An 18,846-nucleotide genomic window follows, 5' to 3' on the forward strand; every position below is an offset into this window, starting at 1 on the left:
ATGTCTCGCTGTCGTTTCGGAACGAGCGGAAAATAAGTGGCCGAACGCTCCGCGGTCGGAACGGTCGACCGCGGAGCGTTCGACCACCATTTCAGACAGTAATTTCCCGCTCGTTCCTTAGTGGCTGAAGCCACCGGCTTCCTCTTCGGTCATTGATGTGGTGACGGGGTGCGCGGTGAAGTGTTCGAGGGTTCGTTTCATGTCCTCCATGAACAGCGTCGCGAGGTCCATGCTGAACCCATGACGCACCAAGATACGTTGCACGACGAGGTCTTCTCGATGGGGTGGCATTGTGTAGGCAGCGACCTGCCAACCGCGCATCCGCAACCGATCACTGAGGTCGAAGAGCGTGTAGCCTGTCGTGTCGCTGTCCTCTTTGAGCGTCCAGGAAATCGCCGGAATGCCTTGCTTGGGATTGCCGTCGTAGATCACTTGGAAGGGCCCAAGTTTTTCAATCTCCTTCGCCAGGAACTGGGCGGTTTCATAGCAGCTCATATGGATTTTGCGATAGCCTTCCTTGCCGAGTCGCAGGAAGTTGTAGTACTGCGCAACAATCTGGCCACCGGGGCGTGAGAAGCTCAACGCGAACGTCGGCATATTTCCGCCCAGATAGTTGACCCAGAAAATCAAGTCGTCGGGCAGGTCGGCGGTATCACGGAAGATGCACCAACCGGTCCCCAGAGGCGCCAATCCGAATTTGTGTCCCGAGGCATTAATCGATTTCACACGTGGGATGCGGAAATCCCATTCGATCTCCGGTGCACAGAACGGTGCCAAAAAACCACCCGAGGCCGCGTCGACGTGCATGGGAATATCGAGTCCAGTCTCAGCGTGCAGTTTGTCCAGCGCGGCGGCGATCTTCTTGACCGGTTCATAGTTGCAGGTGAAGGTCACGCCAAAGGTGGGGACGACGAAGATCGTATTTTCGTCGACACGTTTGAGCACCTCGTCGGGATTCATGATCAGTCGATCACCTTCCAGCGGAACTTGCCGCAGTTCGATATCCCAGTACTTGGCGAACTTGTGCCAGCAAACCTGAACGGGACCACAGATCATGTTGGGTTTGTCGAAGGGTTTGCCTGCGGCTTTTCGTTTCTCACGCCAACGCCACTTGGCGGCCATGCCGCCTAGCATCGCGGCGTCCGAAGATCCCGTGGTCGAGGTGCCGACAATGTCGTTGGCATCCGGTGCGTTCCACAGATCGGCCAGAATGTGCACACAGCGGGCTTCGATCTCCGCAGTCTGAGGGTACTCGTCCTTGTCGATCATGTTTTTGTCGATACACAAATCCATGATCTTGTGGATCTCGTCGTCGAGCCATGTCTGACAGAACGTCGCCAGGTTCTGGCGGGCGTTGCCGTCGAGCATTAACTCGTCTCGCACGACCGAGTAGGCGAGCTGCGCACTGTGCTCCTTGTCCGGCATTTTGTACTTCGGAAGGGGGACCGAAGCGTCCGCCGATCCATAGGTGTCGTCAACCAAACTACCACGAAGGCTGTTGCGAGAGTGAAGAGGCATGCCGTGAATCTTCCTGTTAAATGTTTTCAGTGCAGCCATCCCGTTCTGTTCGACCGCTCATGGTCGTGCACACATTTGAGTGAGGGAACATGCTATCACATCAGGTTGTTATGATGTTGGCGCTGACCCGCCCGGCGACGGCGATCGAATGAGCCGCACAGCGATGATTGCCAGAGCGTGGGGCACCGGATGGCGATGGTCGCTACCGGTGATCCGACGCGCTCAACGGGCTCGCGGTTGCCAAGTGAGGTTGCCTCACGACCGATTCGGGGACCAGTCGATCCAAGGTCAGCCACGCAATTCGAAGACTCCTAAACAATACACCGACGGAAATATCTGATGCCAATCTTGTTACGACCTGCGCTGCTGGTCACCAGTCTAATTGTTTGCATGCATTTGCCCGTCAATGCGATCGGGGCGGATGCGGGGGCGGCGCCCATCGATGGTTCTGCATCGATCGATGTTTTTGTACCCGTCGAGGATGGCTACCCAGCGATTCGGATCCCCTCGTTGGTGACGACCCAAGCGGGCACGTTGCTGGCCTTTGCCGAGGGGCGTCAAGGTGGAGACCATTCCCAGAATGATATCATTCTTAAAAGATCGACCGATGGCGGGGAACACTGGGGTGATTTACAGGTGATCCAGGACGCTGGCGGACTGGCGCTGAACAACCCGCAAGCCGTGGTGTTGGATTCGGGACGAATTTTACTGATGTACCAGCGCAGCAAACTGGGGGAGCACAAGGCGAAACCGGGGCTTGGTCCCGACGCCTTTTTTACGTTCGTGCAACACAGCGATGACGATGGCAAAACATGGTCATCACCCCTCGATGTCAGCGGCAGCGTCAAACGCTTGCAGGGTGTTACGAGTGTGGCGTCGGGGCCGGGCGTTGGCATCGTGTTGCAGCATGGTCCTCATCGCGGCCGGATCGTGATGCCGATGAATCAGGGGCCCTATTCGGATTGGCGTGTGTACGCCGCGATCAGTGATGACGGGGGCCAGACGTGGCACTACGGCGAGTGCGCACCCGAGGACGGCAGCGGCCACGGCAACGAAGTCCAAATGGTCGAGCGATCCGACGGCAGTGTGATGCTCAATGCACGCACGCAGGGCGGCGGAACCCGCCATCGCAAGACCGCCGTCAGTGTCGATGGCGGTGAGACCTGGTCTGAACTCCAAGACGACAACACGCTCATTGAACCTGTGTGCCAAGCCTCGATCCTGCGTTATTCCTGGCCAAATGAGAGCGGTTCGGAGTCGTCTCGCAGCCGTATCCTGTTCCTCAATCCCGCCTCGACCCAAGCACGCGTCAACGGGGTTTTACGCGTTAGCTACGATGAGGGCGAAACGTGGCCAGTCTCCAAGACCATTTATGCGGGACCGTTCGCCTACAGCTGCCTGACGAAGCAAAGCGACGGACAGATCGGAATGTTATTTGAGCGTGACAACTACGCTGCGATCAGTTACGTGAGCGTGCCGCTGGAAAGTCTGGAGGCACCGCCGGCACGTTAAGGCGGTGGCGAGAGATGAGCCCACTTGGGGTTCAGGGCAGGAAAAACCCAAACGACATTTGCAACCGGTTGGCTTGGCCTGAATGACCACTGACGTCGGTGCGGGTGCCGTAGAGGTACTCGGCGCCGCAGAACACGCGTTCATAGGGGTTCGCGATTAGATTGACCGCGAAATACGTCGTGTTTCGTAGGTTCGTCTGGGCTTGACCAGGAATGTTCTCCAGAGACAGGACGCTGTACGTAAAGTTCGACGTCCAGTGTGGGTTCCACTCGTGTTTGGTCCCGATCATCCACCCGAATGCGGGCAGCAGCGCAGCGGTCGAAGGGCCCGTCGCAACAACGTCCGGCGAACCACGGTAGCTACCAATGCCGTCACCGAACATGATTTGCGAATACACCCTGGTGCCCTCGAGCACCATCGCCGAACCCGCAAAATTGAAACCCCACGCAGTGCCTTTAATCAAGGGTGCATTGTCTGGTTGGAAGCCGAGTTGACGGACGAGATACGCAATTTGGAATTCCGTATCATCCTGTTCATAGCGAATGCGAGTGATGAAATCAGGGGTTTCCGTCCGGGCTTCGCCTGGTAGCTGCACGGGCGTGATCAGATCGATCTGGGGGTCCTCCACAGCCACAGCGAGTTTCCACCACTCCGCGACCGGTTGATCCCAGCGAATGAGTCCTTGACGCCGGTTCACGTTCGAGACACCCCCTTCGAAATCCAGCGTTTGTGGGACAGCGGATGGATCGGTGAACGTCGTCCAGGTCTGACCTGCGGTGAAGCGACCGATGTTGCCATAGGCGTGACGTAGCCGGAATGTGCTCATCGTGTCGGGCGAACCACCAAAGAAGTCACCTTCGATGTAGGCACGAGTAATCTTGTCGTCGATGCGCCATCGCGTGTCGGAACTCAGACGAGTCTGTCGGGCATGAAAGCGTGCGTTCTGGCCGACGGCGCCATCGGTGGGGATCGTGGTCGTCACGAACGAATCGGTCGATCCAATGGGATTGAAACTTTGAATTAAATCCGCTTTGACGTAGCCGCCAATCTTCATGACGATGTTATCGTTGACAATGGTGATGCCGCCGGCGAAGTCGGATTGGGCGACAAAATTGTTAGGCAGCATTCCGGGCGACTCATCGTCAGATGATGGGGTGCGAAACTCCGCGGCGACCTCATCGGGGTCCTGCGAGATGTCGAGTTCGTCGCCAGTGGGATAAGAGGAAATGCTCGATGGTTCGGTCACCACGGTGGGCTCCAGTGCATCCAACGACAACCCACGATCGTCCTCTTCCTCGGCAAGATAGTCCTCGCCATCGGCAAGATTGCCCTCGCCATCGACAAGATCCACCGGCAAGTCTGGGGTCGATTGCCAGTTGACGCGGTGCAGCATGCTTTGCAGCGAATCCGTATGAGGTTCGCGGCTGAGATCCGACGCGACCGGTGGGAGCCGAACGGGTGACTGCGCAGCGGCCTCCGAGAGCATGAAAATGCTGATGGCAATTAACGCGAATCGGTATCGTTCTCGCCCGAACACCTCAACCCCAGCACGTACGGCGACTTTGGGAATATGGAAACCTGAGAGCAGGTCTCGGAGTCACGGCCTGGCGTCATTCGATTGGGCGAATGAAAACGCCCGGCCTGAAGTGACGACAGCCAGACCTCTTGCGATAAGAATCGGCCGAAACGATGTTAAAGTTTAGCGATTGTGCGGGTTGCGACGAGTTTTCAGGCGATGCCGGGGGGCAAGGCCTGGTCGATATGGTGGGGGGGCCGTCGCCAGACGGTGGAGAGCAGCAGTCGCCGCGAAAATTCACGCTCGGGCCAGTATCGCGGCAGCTTTCAACGGCCGTTGAAATGACGGCAAAAACAAGCTGCACGGCGCTGTTCTTGGTCGCTCGCACCGGGGCGGCCCCGCTGGGCATACGGTTCAGCGAGCGACAGGAACGCCCCAAAACATTCGCCGCCGCTCGGCGATACCCCTAGCGGGCGATACCCCGCGCCGGCGATACCCGCTAGCGGGCAGCTTGGATCAGCTCGGCCGCGCCGGCGGCGCGAAGTTTTTCGGCGATCGAGGTTCCCAGCTGCACCGCGACGGCGTCACCGGCGGTCGAGTCGAGATCGCAGCTGGCGGACTCTTGCAATCGCTTCGTGCCGTCGGTGGACATCACCACGGCGGTCAGCGACAGTCGACTCGGACCTTGGTTGGCTGACCATTCGACGACACCGTGGGCAGCGATGGGGGCGAGGCAGCCGCCATGCAAAGCGGCGAGCACGGTTCGCTCGGCCACCACGGCGAGTCGGGTGGGGCGGTCATCGAGACGGGACAGTGCCGCCAGCGCGTTTTCATCGTCGCTGCGGACCTCAATTCCGAGCGCACCCTGGCCGGGGGCGGGGAGCATTTCTTCGAGCGAGAAACGCACGCGTGGCAGATCGTCCATTTCTAGACGTAGCAGCCCCGCTTCGGCCAGCACGATCGCCTCGAATTCGCCCGATCGCAGCTTGGATAAACGCGTTTGCACGTTACCGCGAATCGGCATGACGACGAGGTCATCGCGAAGTAACTTCAATTGGGCCATCCGCCGCGTGCTGCCCGTGCCGACGCGAGCACCGTGGGGCAGTTCGGCGAGTGTTTTGCCTGTCGGCGAGACCAGACAATCCGCGACAACCTCGCGTGGCGGTACCGCAGCGAGCGAAAATCGCTCGTCGAGTTGGGTGGGGAGATCCTTGAGCGAATGGACCGCCACGTCGGCTTCGTTGTCGACCAGCGCCTGCTGGATGCGTTTGGTGAACAGGCCGACTTGCCGAGTGCCGTCGATCGGGCGAAGGTCGGTGTCACCGCCGCTGAGCAGAGGCACGAGTTGGCTGCCGATCCCATGCTCAGCCAAGCAGGCGGCGACGTGTCGGGCCTGCCACATCGCCAGCGGGCTCTCTCGTGTCGCGATTCGCAGCTCGCCGGCGGGAGTGCTCGGGGGTGGGGGCGGAGCGGGGGAAGAGGAGCGGGGCACAGCGAAACACTCGGCAAATTTAGTGAAGAAAAACGGCCTGTCCACGTCACACGCCGCGCCGCGGAGAAACCAGTACTTTCGTTAGGAACCGGGAAATCCGCAATTTCACGCGGATAATTGGGAACGAGGGCTCCCAAGATGCGTTCCAAGATTGGCTCGCCTGCCTATCGTAGGCAATATGCGAGTGTTTCACGAGCCGCCAAAACGTTTCACGGGTTCCCGGAACGTATCACGGCCACCAGGACATCGCACCGGCCGCTACAATAGTGGGCGAGGGAGCCTCTTCCCGCCAGCGACGCTCGTTCCCGCCGGGGGCGCTCGACTTTCTTGAACTCAGTTTCCATTTTTTCACGTGTCTTCACACCCCCGCGATGCCGATCTGCCATCGAGCGACCCCGACGCGGGTGATTCCCAGTTGAGTAAGTGGGGTGCGCCGATTGAGGCTCCGGGTTCGTCCAAGCCTGTCCGTCTGGGCCCCGTGGAGCAGGTCCCTGTTGCTGGAAATCACCAGGACTTTACGCGGACGCTGCTCTCCAGCGAGGGTTCGGTCGCGATTGAAGTGGACGAGTTTGACGATCTTGATTCCGTCCCGCTGCCGGAGATTATGGGCGGCTATCGGGTGGGCAAGCGACTCGGCCGCGGTGGCATGGGTGAGGTGTTCCTGGCCGAGCATCGTTCGATGGGGCGCACGGTCGCACTGAAGGTGTTGCCATCACGTTGGCTCAATCATGCCGGCTCGATCGAACGTTTCAACGAAGAAATTCGGGCCGCGTCCAGGTTGATGCATCCGAATATCGTGACCGCGTTTGATGCTGGGCGAGCCGAGGGGATTCATTTTCTCGCGATGGAATACGTCGACGGCAAAACGCTCTCGCAAATCGTGGCCGAGGAGGGGCCGATGTCGATTGGCGATGCGACTTCGGCGATTCGCCAAGCCGCGTTTGCCCTGCACCATGCCCATGCGGCAGGAATCATTCACAGGGATGTCAAACCGAGCAATTTGATGCGGTCTCGCGAGGGCACCATCAAACTGCTCGATCTTGGGCTAGCGAGGTTTTCTCGGCATTGGCACAACGCCAACGAAGGTAAGTCGGAGGGCGTGAAAGCAGCGCCGACGGGGACGGGGACGGGGACGGGGACGGGGACGGGGGCACGGGGCCCCGGTTCTGGTACGCCCCGCAGTGGGTCCGGTCCCGTCGCAGGCGGCCCCACGCGTGCCTCATTAGCGGCACTCGAGGTTGACAGCGATCAGGAGTCCTTGCGTCTGATGAGTTCGCCGAAGCGTTCGCTGATGGGGACGCTCGCCTTCATTTCGCCCGAGCAATTGGAGGATCCGGAATCCTCGGACGCGCGCAGTGATCAGTATTCGCTCGGCGCGACGTTGTTCTACCTGTTGGTGGGGCATCCACCGTTCCCCGGCGAGATGATGGACCAGGTTTATGGTCATCGCCATGGTGAGGTGCCGGACCTGATGTCCTACCGCCGCGACGTCGACCTGACGCTGGCTAATATTGTCGCCCGCATGCTGGCGAAGTCACCTGCTGAGCGATACGCGTCGATGGACGAAGTCGCTCGTGCCATGGCGCCGTACGACAATGATCGTTCGACGCCCGCCTGGGTGCTGGATTTCTCTCATCGCAAGATTGACGAGGAGGGGTCCACGTCCAATGAGGTCTCTGCATCGACAGGCCCCATTCGTCCCAAGTCATTGAGTGTGCTCGGCATTGATTTGAATGCCACGCATGCTGCCACGGCCGTGGGCCGCCCCGGCGGTCACATTCAAGGCGGCTGGCCGGCTGGATCCTCCGAGCAGCCACAGCCCCTGTTCCGCATGGCGGTCGTCGAAACGGCGCGCAAGGAAGGGGTGGATGCGGGCGAGCTCCGTTTTGGGCAAGACGCCTACGAGCTTCGCCAGAAGTATCCACACCGGGTTTCGCATTGTCAGATGCTGTACTTTGGGCGCCGGGACATGTTGCGGCCCATGGCGGGCCGAATGTGCCCACCGGTTATCACGACGGCGCTGTGTTTGCGGCATCTCGTTGGCCGGACACTTGTCAATTACATCGGCATGAAGGCACCGCTCACTGCGACGGATGCGGCGCATGCCGGTACGGGGGGACATGCGGGGTCGATCGACCAGGTGCTAGGAAGTAATTGGCAGCGTCATGAGAGTTGGCCCGCCGCGGTGGCGATCACCGTTGCGGGATGCTACGACCAATTGCACCGCCGTGGCATCCACACCGCAGCACGGATTGCTGGGTTGCCGGGCGTACGCCTTATCGATCGCGGGATCGCCATCGCGAGACACGCTTTTGAGAATAGTTTGGATGACCAGAGCCATGAAACGGTGCTGTATGTCGGTTTAACCGCTCAGGCACTCGATGTGGCGGTGATCCGCCGCCGCGGCAATAAAATCGAGCAACTCGCATCGGCGGGGCACTGGCACCGCGGCGCGATGGCGTGGTCGAGTCGGTTGGTCGAGATGATCCAGTCCCAGCTATCCGAGCGCCCCCAACCGGCCTCGTCCAAAGCCATCGACCGCAGCCAATTGATCCGCGCCACCAAAATCCAGATGGCCGGGGAGCGAGCGATGAAGTCGCTGCTGCTGCTGCCTCAGTCCAGGGTCGAAATTCGCCACGAAGGCAAGACTGAAACGGTCACCGTGTCGCGAGTGCAGTGGTTGGAGGCCTGTGGCGATCTGATGGGGGCCGTGGAGCAGGCGATTACCGTCGCCTGCAGTCGAGCGGGGGTCACACCCCGGGATCTCTCGCGGTGCCTCGCCCATGGGCCGATCCTGCGTCTTCCCGCGATCCGCCGCCGCGTGTTTTCGACTTTGGATCCCTTGCCGATCGAGTTTTTTGATTCGACGAATGCCGCCGAGGGTGCTGCCGCGTGCCTGCAAGCGGAGTTACCCGGGCATCGTGGGACGGTCTTACCGGCCCAGTCCCGGGCGGCCCGTTCGGTCGGTTTCGTCGTCGCCGATGCGCATGGCAAACGCAAGATTTTGCCGATCATTGCTCGCGGGACACCCACGCCCGCACGCACCAACCGCCAATTAGGAGGGAAGACGAAAGACGATCATCTGACACTCGCCTTGGTGGAGTCCTCCGGCGTCCACGATGAAGCCTGGCAGTCGCTCGGTCGGCATCGCATCGAGGTCGACCCCAGCGAACAAAATCCCACCCGCAAGATTGGTTTTGAGATCGACATCAACGGCTTGCTATCGGTTCACATGGAGCGCCCCGACCTCGGCCGCACCGTTCGATTGCCTGTCCTGCCGGAACTCGCCGTCAGTGCAGATCAGTGGGAGGATTGGCGAGAATGGGTGGAAGATCAGCTTTAGGCGAAATGTTCCGTGGCAGGGCGGGTGTGAAAGCATGCCGCTCGTAACGATCAGGCCGATCTAGGGTGCCGGTTTTCTTGACGAAGAATCGATTTTGACTCAATTCTCGTTGGACGAGGCCATTGGTCTGGATAGCCTAGTAAGCGTCCGACGTGCAGTTGGTCTTTACACGCAAAGCATCTCGCAAATGGGCTGGGTCCATTGGGGAAGGTGAAGCAAACGATGGATATAAGTGAGACGAGTCGGCCCATGATCGATGAAGTGGATCTGATGATTGCCAACGCTCGGTTGCGCGACGAACTGGAGCCGTATCGCGATGATTCGATCGACGATCCCTCCATGGGCCGAATGCCGCTGAAAACGGAAAATGAGTACCTCTCATCGATACTGGCCTGGGAGCGTGCTCCCGCGCTGCCGATCCGGGATTGGTTTAATCCGCCGCTGCACATTCCGCCGCCGGAATCACTTGCGGGCGAAACGCTGTCCTTGATCCTCAGACAAACGATCGAGCGTCTCCATTCGCAATCAATCGTGCTCACCTGCACGGACCATTTGAGCGATCCTGAGCTGTATCGGCTGATCTACCGCGATATCCTGCCCTGCTGCGAAAAGAAGATGGATGCCGCTGGAAACCAGCTGGAGTATCGCTGTGTCGACGACACGGAAACCTGGTTGACTTTTTACGCCGATGCGGTCGAGCGACGCCGGTTTCAGGAAGAGCACCAGGTTGAGCTTCCTGCCGCTCGCAAGCCCCGTTTTCCTCGCGATCTGCCCTGATCGATCGCCGCCTTTTCACGCCCGCCAAAGCAGGCGTAAGGGGACTCGGCTCACGAAATGGGTGTCTGGGGCGAGATCCACTACCAGGGTGCCATGAAAGGCCGGGCTCGTTTATCATGCTCGCCCGATCATTCATTTGCCCCCTCGATCCCTTTCCGGACTGAAATGTCGTCACCGCATGCCGCTCGTGATTCATCTCGCACCAACGTCGCTATCATTGGAATGGGAACGGTGGGTGCGGGAGTTGCCCGGCTGCTAATCGATCACGGTGACCGCACCGCCCGGCACGCCGGGAAGACGATTTGGTTGTCCAAGGCCGTCGTCCGCGACCTCGACAAGCCCCGCGGCATCAACCTGCCCCCCGGTATCCTGACGGACTCCATCGACGAAGTGTTGAACGATCCCGAGATCGATGTCGTCGTGCAATTGATTGGGGGGCTCAGTCCGGCCCGCGAGATCATGTTGCGGGCGATGGAAGCCGGCAAGGACATCGTGACCGCGAACAAGGCGTTGCTCGCCGAGCATGGTGGTGAGCTGTTCACGCGGGCCCGACAGCTCGGACGCAGCATCGCGTTCGAAGCCGCGGTGGCCGGTGGTGTGCCCATCGTGGCCAATATCAGCCAGTGTTTGTCCGCGAATCAGATTTTGTCGATGGAGGGCATCCTCAACGGGACCAGCAATTTCATCGTCTCGCAAATGGACGAAAAAGGGGCGGGTTACGAGCAAACCGTCAAACTTGCCCAAGAACTCGGTTATGCCGAAGCCGACCCGGCGATGGACGTCGATGGAACCGATGCTGCCCAGAAACTCGCAATTTTGTCGCATCTCGCATTCGGTGCGACCGTCGATTGGCGTGATATCCCACGCAGCGGCATCGATCGACTCGATCCGGTGGACCTGCGCTACGCATCGCAGCTCGGGTACCGCATTAAATTGCTGGCCGCAGCGAGAATGATCGATGGTGAATTGGAACTATCCGTTGCGCCAACGCTCGTTCGCAAAGGCACGCCCATGGCCGAAGTCCGTGATGCCTACAATGCCATCCGCGTCGTCGGCGATGCCGTTGGCCCGGTATTCTACCACGGCCTCGGTGCCGGCCAGATGCCGACCGCTTCGGCCGTTGTTGCCGACATCATTGATACCGCCGTCGGTCGGACGCCGATCACGTTCCAAACGCTCGAGTATTTTTCCAAGGATCGTCCGGCGCGCACCGTGCAGCGTGACGTGGCCAAACTCCGCGGTCGGTATTACCTCCGTTTGCACGTCTCAAACCACCCCGGCACCCTGGCTAAAATCGCTGGCGTGTTGGCGGAACACGACATTTCCATCGCGTCGGTGATCCAGCACGAAGAACGCTGCGATGAGGCACCGTCGGCGGGCAAGGCGAGCGATGAGAAATTCGTGCCCCTGGTGATCATGACTCACGAAGCGAGCGAGGGAGCGGCCAGTAAGGCCACCCAAGCAATCGCGGCGCTGAAATCGGTCGAGGGCCGCGCCGTGCGGATGCCGGTTCGAGAATAGCCCGAAACCAAAAATTCGTTTCGTCCGCTCGACGTCGAGCGGATGGGATGAAAGTTTCAACAAAAAATCTGTTTGGCCGTGAGCGGGCTGTTGATTCAGTCGGCATTCGACATTCGACCGGCACTGGTGAGCCGAACGCCGGATGGCATCGGGTAACACACGCCCCCCGGTTCGGCTCGTGGAATGATCAGCCCGTTCGCCACGGTGGTTCGAGTAGACGAACACAAATCGATGGATGCTCGCTGAGGAAAGTCGCGGAGCGACGGCGCCGCATGTCGCCTGAGGCATTGGCCGCAGGGAAACGGCCATTGCAGCATTGTCACCGCAGAGTTCGGGGCGGGGGCGACTCGTGACTCAGAGGCCTCACCCAGGTCGTCATTTGAGTGCACCTGACAGTTTGCAGGTTTAAGCTGCGACGTAGGCGCGGCAACCGTTGGCCGTTTGTTGGGCGTGCTTCCAATAGCGTTCTATTGGCTTGCTGTCGCTAATGTACGCCGCTCGCAGGCCCAAAACGGCCTCTCCGCCAGCGGTCGACCAGAATTTCTCGCTTCCTTTGATGCGGCGATTGACCTGCTTGACCGTCGATTCCATGATCGAACTCGTTAGCGGATAGCCACGCCGACGGTACTCCGGATAGTTCATTCGCCCCCGATGGTTGCGATAGTAAACTCGCGATCGACGAACAATCTCTCGAGGGTCCGTGTCGCTCGCATCGGCAGGAGGATCCCCAAGTTCCTTCTGGTGCTGATCCAATTCCAGGATCACTTCGTCGACCTTTCCCTGCCAAACCCATGTTGCGAAACGACGATAGCACTCCCATGATTGCGGCTGCTTATCGTAGATCGCGCGGGCAGCTGCCAAGCTGTAAGACAATGCGTGCATGATGTCCAGCACGCTCGTGAAGTTGCCAAACCACTGCTGCTGCATCTCTTCGATCGCCGAGGATCCATCGGAGACAAAGACCCTTTCAGTCGCCTTGAAAAAGCCGGCGTACCAAGCGGAACTGGCTGCCATCGGCCCAAACTCCTTCCAGGTTTGACCGCTAGCAACCACGTCTTTACTGAGCAGTTCAGGCCGTTGCCAAGGAGACTCCTGCGTCACCTCGACGCGCTGGCCCTTGGGGTTTTCGCCAGCAACGCACCCCATATCAGCAAGCTTTTTGGCGATGCAAACGTCTTGCAGGAAGTCAGGCAACTCCGCGTCAGGATCTTCCTGGTGTGACTTAGTTTTCATCGACAGTAAGATCGCCATTCGACTTTCTTTCCAAAAACTACCCGATTCAGGTTTCTCGCCAGCGCGATCGAATCGCTGGTACCGACCGCCATCGCTCATCACCACCGCCAGTTCAGGAGCCTCTTTGTCAGCGGGCCCCGAGTAGTTCTGATCGGGAATGGATTTCTCGAGGAAGGCGTCCTGCAAGATCTTCTCAAGTGCGCGCCGAGCCTTACCGTTTCGCAGCGTAGCCAGTCGGATCCGTTCGGTCTTGATGTCCAGTTCAGCCAGTTCTTTCAAATCGTCACTGGCGATCTGATAGCTGGCCTTGTTGGCTCCCGCGTAAACCATCTTGCGTTCGACCTTGGGGCTGACGGTGGCTTCAACGCGAAGCGCCAATTCAGCGAGCCGAGGGAAAAAAAGACCGGCGACATCGCCGGCAATAGAAGCCTTCGTTGATCCACTCGACTTCACCGCGAGCGGATTGAATGATCATCGGCTCGTCGTCGTCAGGGTCGTGCGGCTTGGGCACGGCTTTGCACTTTGGACAGCGAATGGGCTTTTCTTCGTCGGGCAGATCCTTGGCCGAATCGTTCAGTGCCATCGAACTGAGCAGATCGGTTAGGGCATTGGTTTCGATTTCCAGCTCATCGAAGGTCTTGGGCGTCCCGTCGTCGTGGTAACGACCACCATTGATTTCATTTAATTCCTTGGCGAGCTCGAGCGCTCGAGCGCGATTCTTGGGTGAAATGGCCATCCTAGCCCTCCTGGTTTATCCGAAGTGAACCGTGAAACCGGGATTCTGACCGATCTACAGATCAAAGGCCATGCCAATTGCAAACCGTCAGGTGCACTCTCGTCATTTTTCGTTCGTTTGCTGAGGTTGCCAGCCCGTAGGCAGTTCGCTACACTCTGCGACTTGCCAACCACACATTTACCACCTTTTTCTTCCAACTCTGTTTCAGATTCGCTGCCATGACCATGGATCGAAGCCTCAAGGTGCAAGCCGGGGCCATTAAAAGTCGCAACGTACTGACCCGTGCCGAACGGGTTGCACGTCTGAAAGAACTCGATCGATTCGACGAGAGTGCCGACATCATCGGCATGGCCAAGACTCGGGTTCAGAAGATCTCGTTGAAGAAGAAGAAGAAAGTCAAGAAGGCCGACGAGAAATAGTCCAGCTCCGCTGAGACGTTTCCGCTCGGATTCAAGAACTATCACGGCCAGCTGCCTCAGTCGCTGGCCGTTTTTCGTGCGCGGTGTTGCCGATCTGCGGAGATCTTCCTCTGGACGCACGCCATCAGGGGCCACGCCGTTTCGGAGTCCCTTTTCGCATGAGGGCTTGCGAGGTATTGCCCTCGGCGAGTGCCGATTGGGGAATCGTCTGCTCACGTTTCGCGTGATTCGAGAGGGGCGTCGCCACCGAGTTGGGCGTTTGGTGTTCCGTTCACAACCCTTCCCCCGGAAGACTCGCTGAGGGCCCCGTATTCGGCCCTCCCGCGGCGCCGGGTGAATGAAGTCGCTCCCGTCGTTGCCCATCGCACTTAAACGCCGCTGGGCCGCTTCGCTGGGTCCGTGGTGTCCTGGCCGTCGCCCGCCGAGGCTTTCAACGCTGCGCCACCTGTTCAGGAAGCGTCGGCATCTTGGTCTGGCGTCTTGGCGGCGTCTGTCGTCTCGACGGCGTCTCGCGTCTCAACGGTGGCTGGCATCTCGGCCACGTCTGTCGTCTCGTCGGTGGCTGGCGTCTCGACGGTGCCTGGCGTCTCGTCGGCATCTGGCTCTTGCGGGGTCGCCGACTCGCCCTCCGTCGCCCGCTTGGCCTCCTTCTTCAACGCCCGCTTGGCCACATGTTCAGCGGCCATTTGCTCCATCGTTTGGACTTGGTCAGGTGTTTTCTTGTGGAACTGGCGTTCGTAAAGAAATTCGATGAAGTCTACCAGGGGTAGTTTCCAGGGTTGCTTTTCGCGATTGGCGTAGCTCCCGAACTTTTTGGGGCTGAGTCCGAGTTCCCTTGCCATCTGAATATGGGCGTGGGAAAGATGGTATTTCTTTCGCGCCTCGATCCAAGGTTGAAACTTGTGGGGGACACGGGACTTTTTAGACATGACAAGATGCGCGGGAGGAGTGGACGTCAGCGGTGATTTTTCATTTAGTCGCGATAGGTTACAATACGAACCGTATTTCCGCACGCCACGCATCCTGAGAATTGCATCTGCCATGCCTACGAATTTCCGCCAATCGATGATTTTGGGGTGCCTGGCCACGCTGCTGCCGATGGCAACTACCCTGCACGCTGAGGACAATGCGGACGTCGACGCGGTGCCCCAGGCCAAGGTCGTCTTTGCGGACGATTTTGAGTCTGGACTCGATCGCTGGGAACTTCTCGATCCCGCCACCTGGAATCGGGCCCAGCGCGATGGCAATCACACCATGGAGATCATCACGCGAGAATCGGCTTACGCACCACCGGTACGTAGCCCCTTGCACGTTGCCCTGATCAAAGATTTGGAACTGAAGAATTTCGAGATCACGTTTCGTGTTCGCAGCACCAAGGACACGGGGAATCACCGTGATTGCTGTGTTTTCTTTGACTACCAGGACGACCAGCATTTCTACTATGTCCACCTCGGTGCCCGGCCCGACCCACACAGTGGTCAGATCATGGTCGTCGACGAAGCTCCGCGACTGGCCCTGACGAAAAACGAGAAACGGACTCCCTGGGACGACGATTGGCATCAGGTGCGACTCGTTCGTGACGCCGACCGGGGCAGCATCGACGTCTATTTCGACGACATGAGCACGCCCCACATGCACGTCACCGACAAACGCTTCGAGAGCGGCCGAATTGGGATCGGTTCGTTCGACGATATGAACGAGTTCGACGATGTCGTCGTACGAGCGAAATGAAAACAAATAGAAGGGCTCGATTCAGATATTATTTTCGAATCTCCTTCTCTCCCTCTACCTGGGCTGGCAAAAATCACGGCTTGGTAGATAACTGGGCACGCTGGGCGTCTGCCGCTCGGTTACAAACGTTCAGCCCGACGAATCGAAGATGAAAAAGCGAAAGGGATGCCCCTAAAATGCAAAGGGTCTGACAGCCAATGGTTGTTTTGCATTTTGAGATTCTCCTTTTTCGCTTTTCAATGAATCGTTCGCCTGACCCATCCATGGGCGGGCGAATTGCGATCAGCACTCCCCCCCCTTCTTGTCAGCTCCCCCTCTCCCCCTCTCCTTGTGACATACCCACCTCGCGCACCGTTTCCCGCCACTCGCCTGCGGCGGGTACGGGCTCACGATTGGGCTCGCCGTTTAACGAGCGAGAATTCGCTCAGTGTGAGCGATTTGATCTGGCCCCTATTTGTTTTCGATGGTTCGGGAACGCAGCCCGTCGCGAGTCTCCCGGGCGTCTCCCGGCTCGGGATCTCCGAAGCCGTCGAGGCTGCCCGGCGAGCGGTTGATTTGGGGATTCCCGCGATCGCATTGTTTCCTGCCACCGACCCAAGCCTGAAAACGGAAGATGCTCGGGAGGCGTTCAACGCGGGCAATCTGGTCTGTCGTGTCACGCGGGAAATCAAAGCTGCCGTCGGTGATGCCTTGGGCGTGATCCTCGATGTGGCGTTGGACCCCTATAGCAGTCACGGCCAAGATGGCTTGGTCCGCGACGGGCGGGTGATTAACGATGAAACCGTGGAGGTCCTATGTCGCCAAAGTGTCGTGCAAGCCACGGCGGGGTGTGACGTGATCGCGCCGAGCGACATGATGGATGGGCGGATCGGTAGTATTCGCCAAGCCCTCGATGCAGCCGGACATGCCGACGTGCAGATCATGTCGTACGCGGCCAAATACGCGAGTGCGTTTTATGGTCCATTCCGCGACGCTGTCGGTTCGTCGGCGAGTCTCGGAGCGGCCGACAAGAAGACGTACCAGCAATCGCCGTCGCAATCCGATGAAGCCATTCACGAGGTCGCTCTGGATCTGGCCGAGGGGGCTGACAGTGTGATGGTGAAACCCGGGATGCCTTATTTGGACATCGTCGCGCGGGTCAAACAGACATTTGGTGTGCCGACGTTCGCCTATCAGGTTAGCGGCGAATACGCGATGCTACGCGCGGCGGGGGATGCCGGTTGGCTGGACCTCGACGCTGTGATGATGGAGAGCCTCCTCGCCTTCAAACGCGCTGGTGCTGACGGAATTTTGACGTACTTTGCCGAAGCCGCTGCGGAGCACTTGCAATGACCACTGAGACAACGAACACGCCACTGGGGTTCCCGTGGCACTGGGAAGACACGTTGATTGCCGGTCGCATGCGACCGCTGGCGGCGGCCTCGGATCCCGATGGCATGTTACTCGACGCCTGCCGTCGCCAAGACGAAGGCGAGCAGGGCGTGATCGATCCGTTTTGGGCCACGACATGGCGGGCCGCCTCGGGCCTGGATCGCTTCCTCGACCGGGTCGACATCAACGACCGGCGAGTCCTGGAAGTGGGTTGTGGTACGGGGCACGCTGGCATTGCCGCGATCCTGCGTGGTGCCCAGGTAACGATGACCGACGGCGTGGACGATCCGCTGCACCTGGTGCGATTGAGTCTATCCCGATTGGGGCTCAAGGCCGATGTGCGGGTGCTGCGATTAGGAGAAGATAAAATTCTCGCCAGTAAGAGCAAAGACGGCGTTACCCAGAAGTTTCCGTTCATCCTGGGCAGCGACGTTACCTACCTTCGCGAGTTATGGCCCGCCCTCCTCGTCACGGCCGACGAACACTTGAGCGACGATGGTCAGCTTTTGTTGAGTGACCCCCAGCGTGTCATCGGCAACGAGTTCCGCGAGTGGCTCCGCAGTGAGGGTGCGATGTGGGATTATCGCGAGGAGCTGATCACACTCGAAGATGACCCAGAACATCCCATTCGAATTATGTGCCTGAGCAGGAGAGTTTGATGATACGTGCGGCAGTTGTTGGTGTCGGTTTTATGGGTTGGATCCACACGTTGGCGTATCGTCGCAGCCAGACGGCTGAGATGGTGGGCTTTGCCAGTCGCAGTGCGAAGAAGCGAGCGGGCGATTGGCGGGGGATCCAAGGGAACTTTGGGCCTCCGGGAGAGCAGTTCGATGTGTCCGATATGATTGTTTGTGAGCATCTTGATGAATTGCTCGCCGATGACTCGATCGACCTCATTGATATCTGCTTGCCGCCGCACCTCCACGTTGATGCGATCACCGCATCTCTCGCCGCTGGCAAACGGGTACTGTGTGAAAAGCCGCTCGCGCTAACGTCCGCTGATGCCGAGCGATTAACGGCGATGGCGTCTCCTGGGCAACTGATGGTGGGCCATATCTTGCCACTGATGGCGGAGTTCTCGCTGCTCGCTCGGATGAAGGCAGACGGTCGATTCGGACGCGTTATCAGCGGTCGCTTTCAGCGAACGATTGGGCCTCCGGATTGGATTCCCGATTTCTATGACCTGACACGAGTCGGCGGACCACTCCTCGATTTGCAAGTTCATGACGTCCATTTAGTTCGATTGTTGTTCGGCATGCCCTTGTCGGTACACACGGCGTCTCATGATCTCGATGGTGTGCCGAAACGCTACGAAACAGTGCTCGCGTATGACGACGCCGTGGTCAGCGTGGGTGGTGGCGTGATTGATTCGCCAGCCCGCCCCTTCACACACGGGTATGAGGTCTCATTTGAACAGGCCACGGTGCGTTTTGAGTTTGCCGCCTACTCCGATGGCACTACCGATTCGATCCCACCGGTGATCCTGCATAATGACGGCCGGATCGAGCGACCCGAGCTCGGTGGTGGCGATCCGATAGATAACTTCGTCACCGAAATTGATTTGGCGGCATCGGTTGTCGCTGGCGCACCACTGCCACCGGTTCTCGATCCGCAAATGGCTGCCGATGCGATCAAAATCTGCGAAATGCAGATGCGAAAATAGGAATCGCCTGCGAT

Annotated in this window: 16 protein-coding genes; 10 read left to right on the forward strand and 6 right to left on the reverse strand. The window is 59.0% G+C overall.

Translation table 11 applies throughout. The annotated features are described in order from the left end of the window. Window positions 1–117: 117 nt before the first annotated feature. The gene (gene gad, locus SH410x_RS06365; protein WP_473675662.1) at window positions 118–1,518 is read right to left on the reverse strand and encodes a glutamate decarboxylase; all 1,401 of its coding nucleotides are present in this window, start codon (window positions 1,516–1,518) and stop codon (window positions 118–120) included. 339 nt (window positions 1,519–1,857) lie between these two features. Between gad and SH410x_RS06370 the strand changes: the two genes are divergently transcribed. Further along, window positions 1,858–3,030, forward strand: coding sequence for a sialidase family protein (locus SH410x_RS06370; RefSeq protein WP_473675664.1), 1,173 nt, complete (start codon window positions 1,858–1,860; stop codon window positions 3,028–3,030). A 31-nt stretch (window positions 3,031–3,061) separates the two neighbouring features. Here SH410x_RS06370 and SH410x_RS06375 read toward each other — a convergent pair whose 3' ends face one another. Further along, window positions 3,062–4,516, reverse strand: coding sequence for a DcaP family trimeric outer membrane transporter (locus SH410x_RS06375; RefSeq protein ID WP_473675666.1), 1,455 nt, complete (start codon window positions 4,514–4,516; stop codon window positions 3,062–3,064). 203 nt (window positions 4,517–4,719) lie between these two features. Here SH410x_RS06375 and SH410x_RS06380 point away from each other — a divergent pair, with 203 nt between their 5' ends. After that, window positions 4,720–5,016, forward strand: coding sequence for a hypothetical protein (locus SH410x_RS06380; RefSeq protein ID WP_473675668.1), 297 nt, complete (start codon window positions 4,720–4,722; stop codon window positions 5,014–5,016). Between the two features lie 29 nt (window positions 5,017–5,045). Here the strand turns inward: SH410x_RS06380 and hemC are convergent, their stop codons facing one another. Next, window positions 5,046–5,981 (reverse strand): hydroxymethylbilane synthase, encoded by a 936-nt coding sequence (hemC, locus tag SH410x_RS06385; RefSeq protein ID WP_473677254.1) that lies wholly within the window; start codon window positions 5,979–5,981, stop codon window positions 5,046–5,048. A 409-nt stretch (window positions 5,982–6,390) separates the two neighbouring features. Here hemC and SH410x_RS06390 point away from each other — a divergent pair, with 409 nt between their 5' ends. The 3 genes from SH410x_RS06390 (at window position 6,391) to SH410x_RS06400 (ending at window position 11,679) form a co-directional block, all read left to right on the forward strand. Next, window positions 6,391–9,381, forward strand: a complete 2,991-nt coding sequence (locus tag SH410x_RS06390) for a protein kinase domain-containing protein (RefSeq protein WP_473675670.1) — start codon at window positions 6,391–6,393, stop codon at window positions 9,379–9,381. A gap of 249 nt (window positions 9,382–9,630) precedes the next feature. Next, window positions 9,631–10,158: a hypothetical protein gene (locus SH410x_RS06395; RefSeq protein ID WP_473675672.1), complete on the forward strand. Its 528-nt coding sequence runs from the start codon at window positions 9,631–9,633 to the stop codon at window positions 10,156–10,158. Window positions 10,159–10,323: 165 nt separating this feature from the next. After that, on the forward strand, window positions 10,324–11,679 hold the full coding sequence (locus tag SH410x_RS06400; RefSeq protein ID WP_473675674.1) for a homoserine dehydrogenase: 1,356 nt from the start codon (window positions 10,324–10,326) through the stop codon (window positions 11,677–11,679). A gap of 405 nt (window positions 11,680–12,084) precedes the next feature. Here SH410x_RS06400 and SH410x_RS06405 read toward each other — a convergent pair whose 3' ends face one another. Together SH410x_RS06405 and SH410x_RS06410 are read right to left on the reverse strand one after the other, a co-directional pair. Continuing rightward, complete coding sequence (locus SH410x_RS06405) at window positions 12,085–13,290, reverse strand: hypothetical protein (RefSeq protein WP_473669210.1); 1,206 nt, start codon at window positions 13,288–13,290, stop codon at window positions 12,085–12,087. Window position 13,291: 1 nt separating this feature from the next. Beyond that, a complete protein-coding gene (locus SH410x_RS06410) occupies window positions 13,292–13,648 on the reverse strand; it encodes a hypothetical protein (RefSeq protein ID WP_473669212.1) in 357 nt (118 codons plus the stop codon). Between the two features lie 218 nt (window positions 13,649–13,866). On the opposite strand from SH410x_RS06410, the gene SH410x_RS06415 reads away from it, so the two are divergent. Next, entirely contained in the window at window positions 13,867–14,067 is a 201-nt protein-coding gene (locus tag SH410x_RS06415; RefSeq protein ID WP_473675676.1) for a small basic protein, read from the forward strand. 449 nt (window positions 14,068–14,516) lie between these two features. On the opposite strand, the gene SH410x_RS06420 is transcribed toward SH410x_RS06415, so the two are convergent. Next, window positions 14,517–14,996 carry a hypothetical protein gene (locus tag SH410x_RS06420; protein ID WP_473675678.1) on the reverse strand — a complete coding sequence of 160 codons (480 nt, stop codon included), beginning with the start codon at window positions 14,994–14,996 and terminating at the stop codon, window positions 14,517–14,519. A gap of 169 nt (window positions 14,997–15,165) precedes the next feature. Between SH410x_RS06420 and SH410x_RS06425 the strand changes: the two genes are divergently transcribed. From SH410x_RS06425 to SH410x_RS06440, 4 genes are all read left to right on the forward strand, one after another. After that, a complete protein-coding gene (locus SH410x_RS06425; RefSeq protein WP_473677255.1) occupies window positions 15,166–15,798 on the forward strand; it encodes a hypothetical protein in 633 nt (210 codons plus the stop codon). Window positions 15,799–16,167: 369 nt separating this feature from the next. Then, window positions 16,168–17,130, forward strand: coding sequence for a porphobilinogen synthase (gene hemB, locus SH410x_RS06430; protein WP_473677256.1), 963 nt, complete (start codon window positions 16,168–16,170; stop codon window positions 17,128–17,130). Further along, window positions 17,127–17,828 (forward strand): class I SAM-dependent methyltransferase, encoded by a 702-nt coding sequence (locus SH410x_RS06435; protein WP_473675680.1) that lies wholly within the window; start codon window positions 17,127–17,129, stop codon window positions 17,826–17,828. Before hemB ends, SH410x_RS06435 begins: the two co-directional genes overlap by 4 nt. Continuing rightward, complete coding sequence (locus tag SH410x_RS06440; protein WP_473675682.1) at window positions 17,828–18,832, forward strand: Gfo/Idh/MocA family protein; 1,005 nt, start codon at window positions 17,828–17,830, stop codon at window positions 18,830–18,832. The genes SH410x_RS06435 and SH410x_RS06440 overlap by 1 nt, the downstream gene beginning before the upstream one ends. The last annotated feature ends 14 nt before the right edge of the window (window positions 18,833–18,846 follow it).

It is taken from the genome of Rhodopirellula sp. SH410 (genome assembly GCF_055811895.1).

Coding starts and splice junctions, on each gene's coding strand:
- SH410x_RS06410 (WP_473669212.1), bottom strand. CDS start 13,648: ATGGCCATTTCACCCAAGAATCGCGCTCGAGCGCTCGAGCTCGCCAAG.
- SH410x_RS06400 (WP_473675674.1), top strand. CDS start 10,324: ATGTCGTCACCGCATGCCGCTCGTGATTCATCTCGCACCAACGTCGCT.
- SH410x_RS06375 (WP_473675666.1), bottom strand. CDS start 4,516: ATGCTCTCGGAGGCCGCTGCGCAGTCACCCGTTCGGCTCCCACCGGTC.
- SH410x_RS06415 (WP_473675676.1), top strand. CDS start 13,867: ATGACCATGGATCGAAGCCTCAAGGTGCAAGCCGGGGCCATTAAAAGT.
- SH410x_RS06435 (WP_473675680.1), top strand. CDS start 17,127: ATGACCACTGAGACAACGAACACGCCACTGGGGTTCCCGTGGCACTGG.
- SH410x_RS06440 (WP_473675682.1), top strand. CDS start 17,828: ATGATACGTGCGGCAGTTGTTGGTGTCGGTTTTATGGGTTGGATCCAC.
- SH410x_RS06395 (WP_473675672.1), top strand. CDS start 9,631: ATGATCGATGAAGTGGATCTGATGATTGCCAACGCTCGGTTGCGCGAC.
- SH410x_RS06420 (WP_473675678.1), bottom strand. CDS start 14,996: ATGTCTAAAAAGTCCCGTGTCCCCCACAAGTTTCAACCTTGGATCGAG.
- gad (WP_473675662.1), bottom strand. CDS start 1,518: ATGCCTCTTCACTCTCGCAACAGCCTTCGTGGTAGTTTGGTTGACGAC.
- SH410x_RS06370 (WP_473675664.1), top strand. CDS start 1,858: ATGCCAATCTTGTTACGACCTGCGCTGCTGGTCACCAGTCTAATTGTT.
- SH410x_RS06425 (WP_473677255.1), top strand. CDS start 15,166: ATGGCAACTACCCTGCACGCTGAGGACAATGCGGACGTCGACGCGGTG.
- SH410x_RS06380 (WP_473675668.1), top strand. CDS start 4,720: ATGTTAAAGTTTAGCGATTGTGCGGGTTGCGACGAGTTTTCAGGCGAT.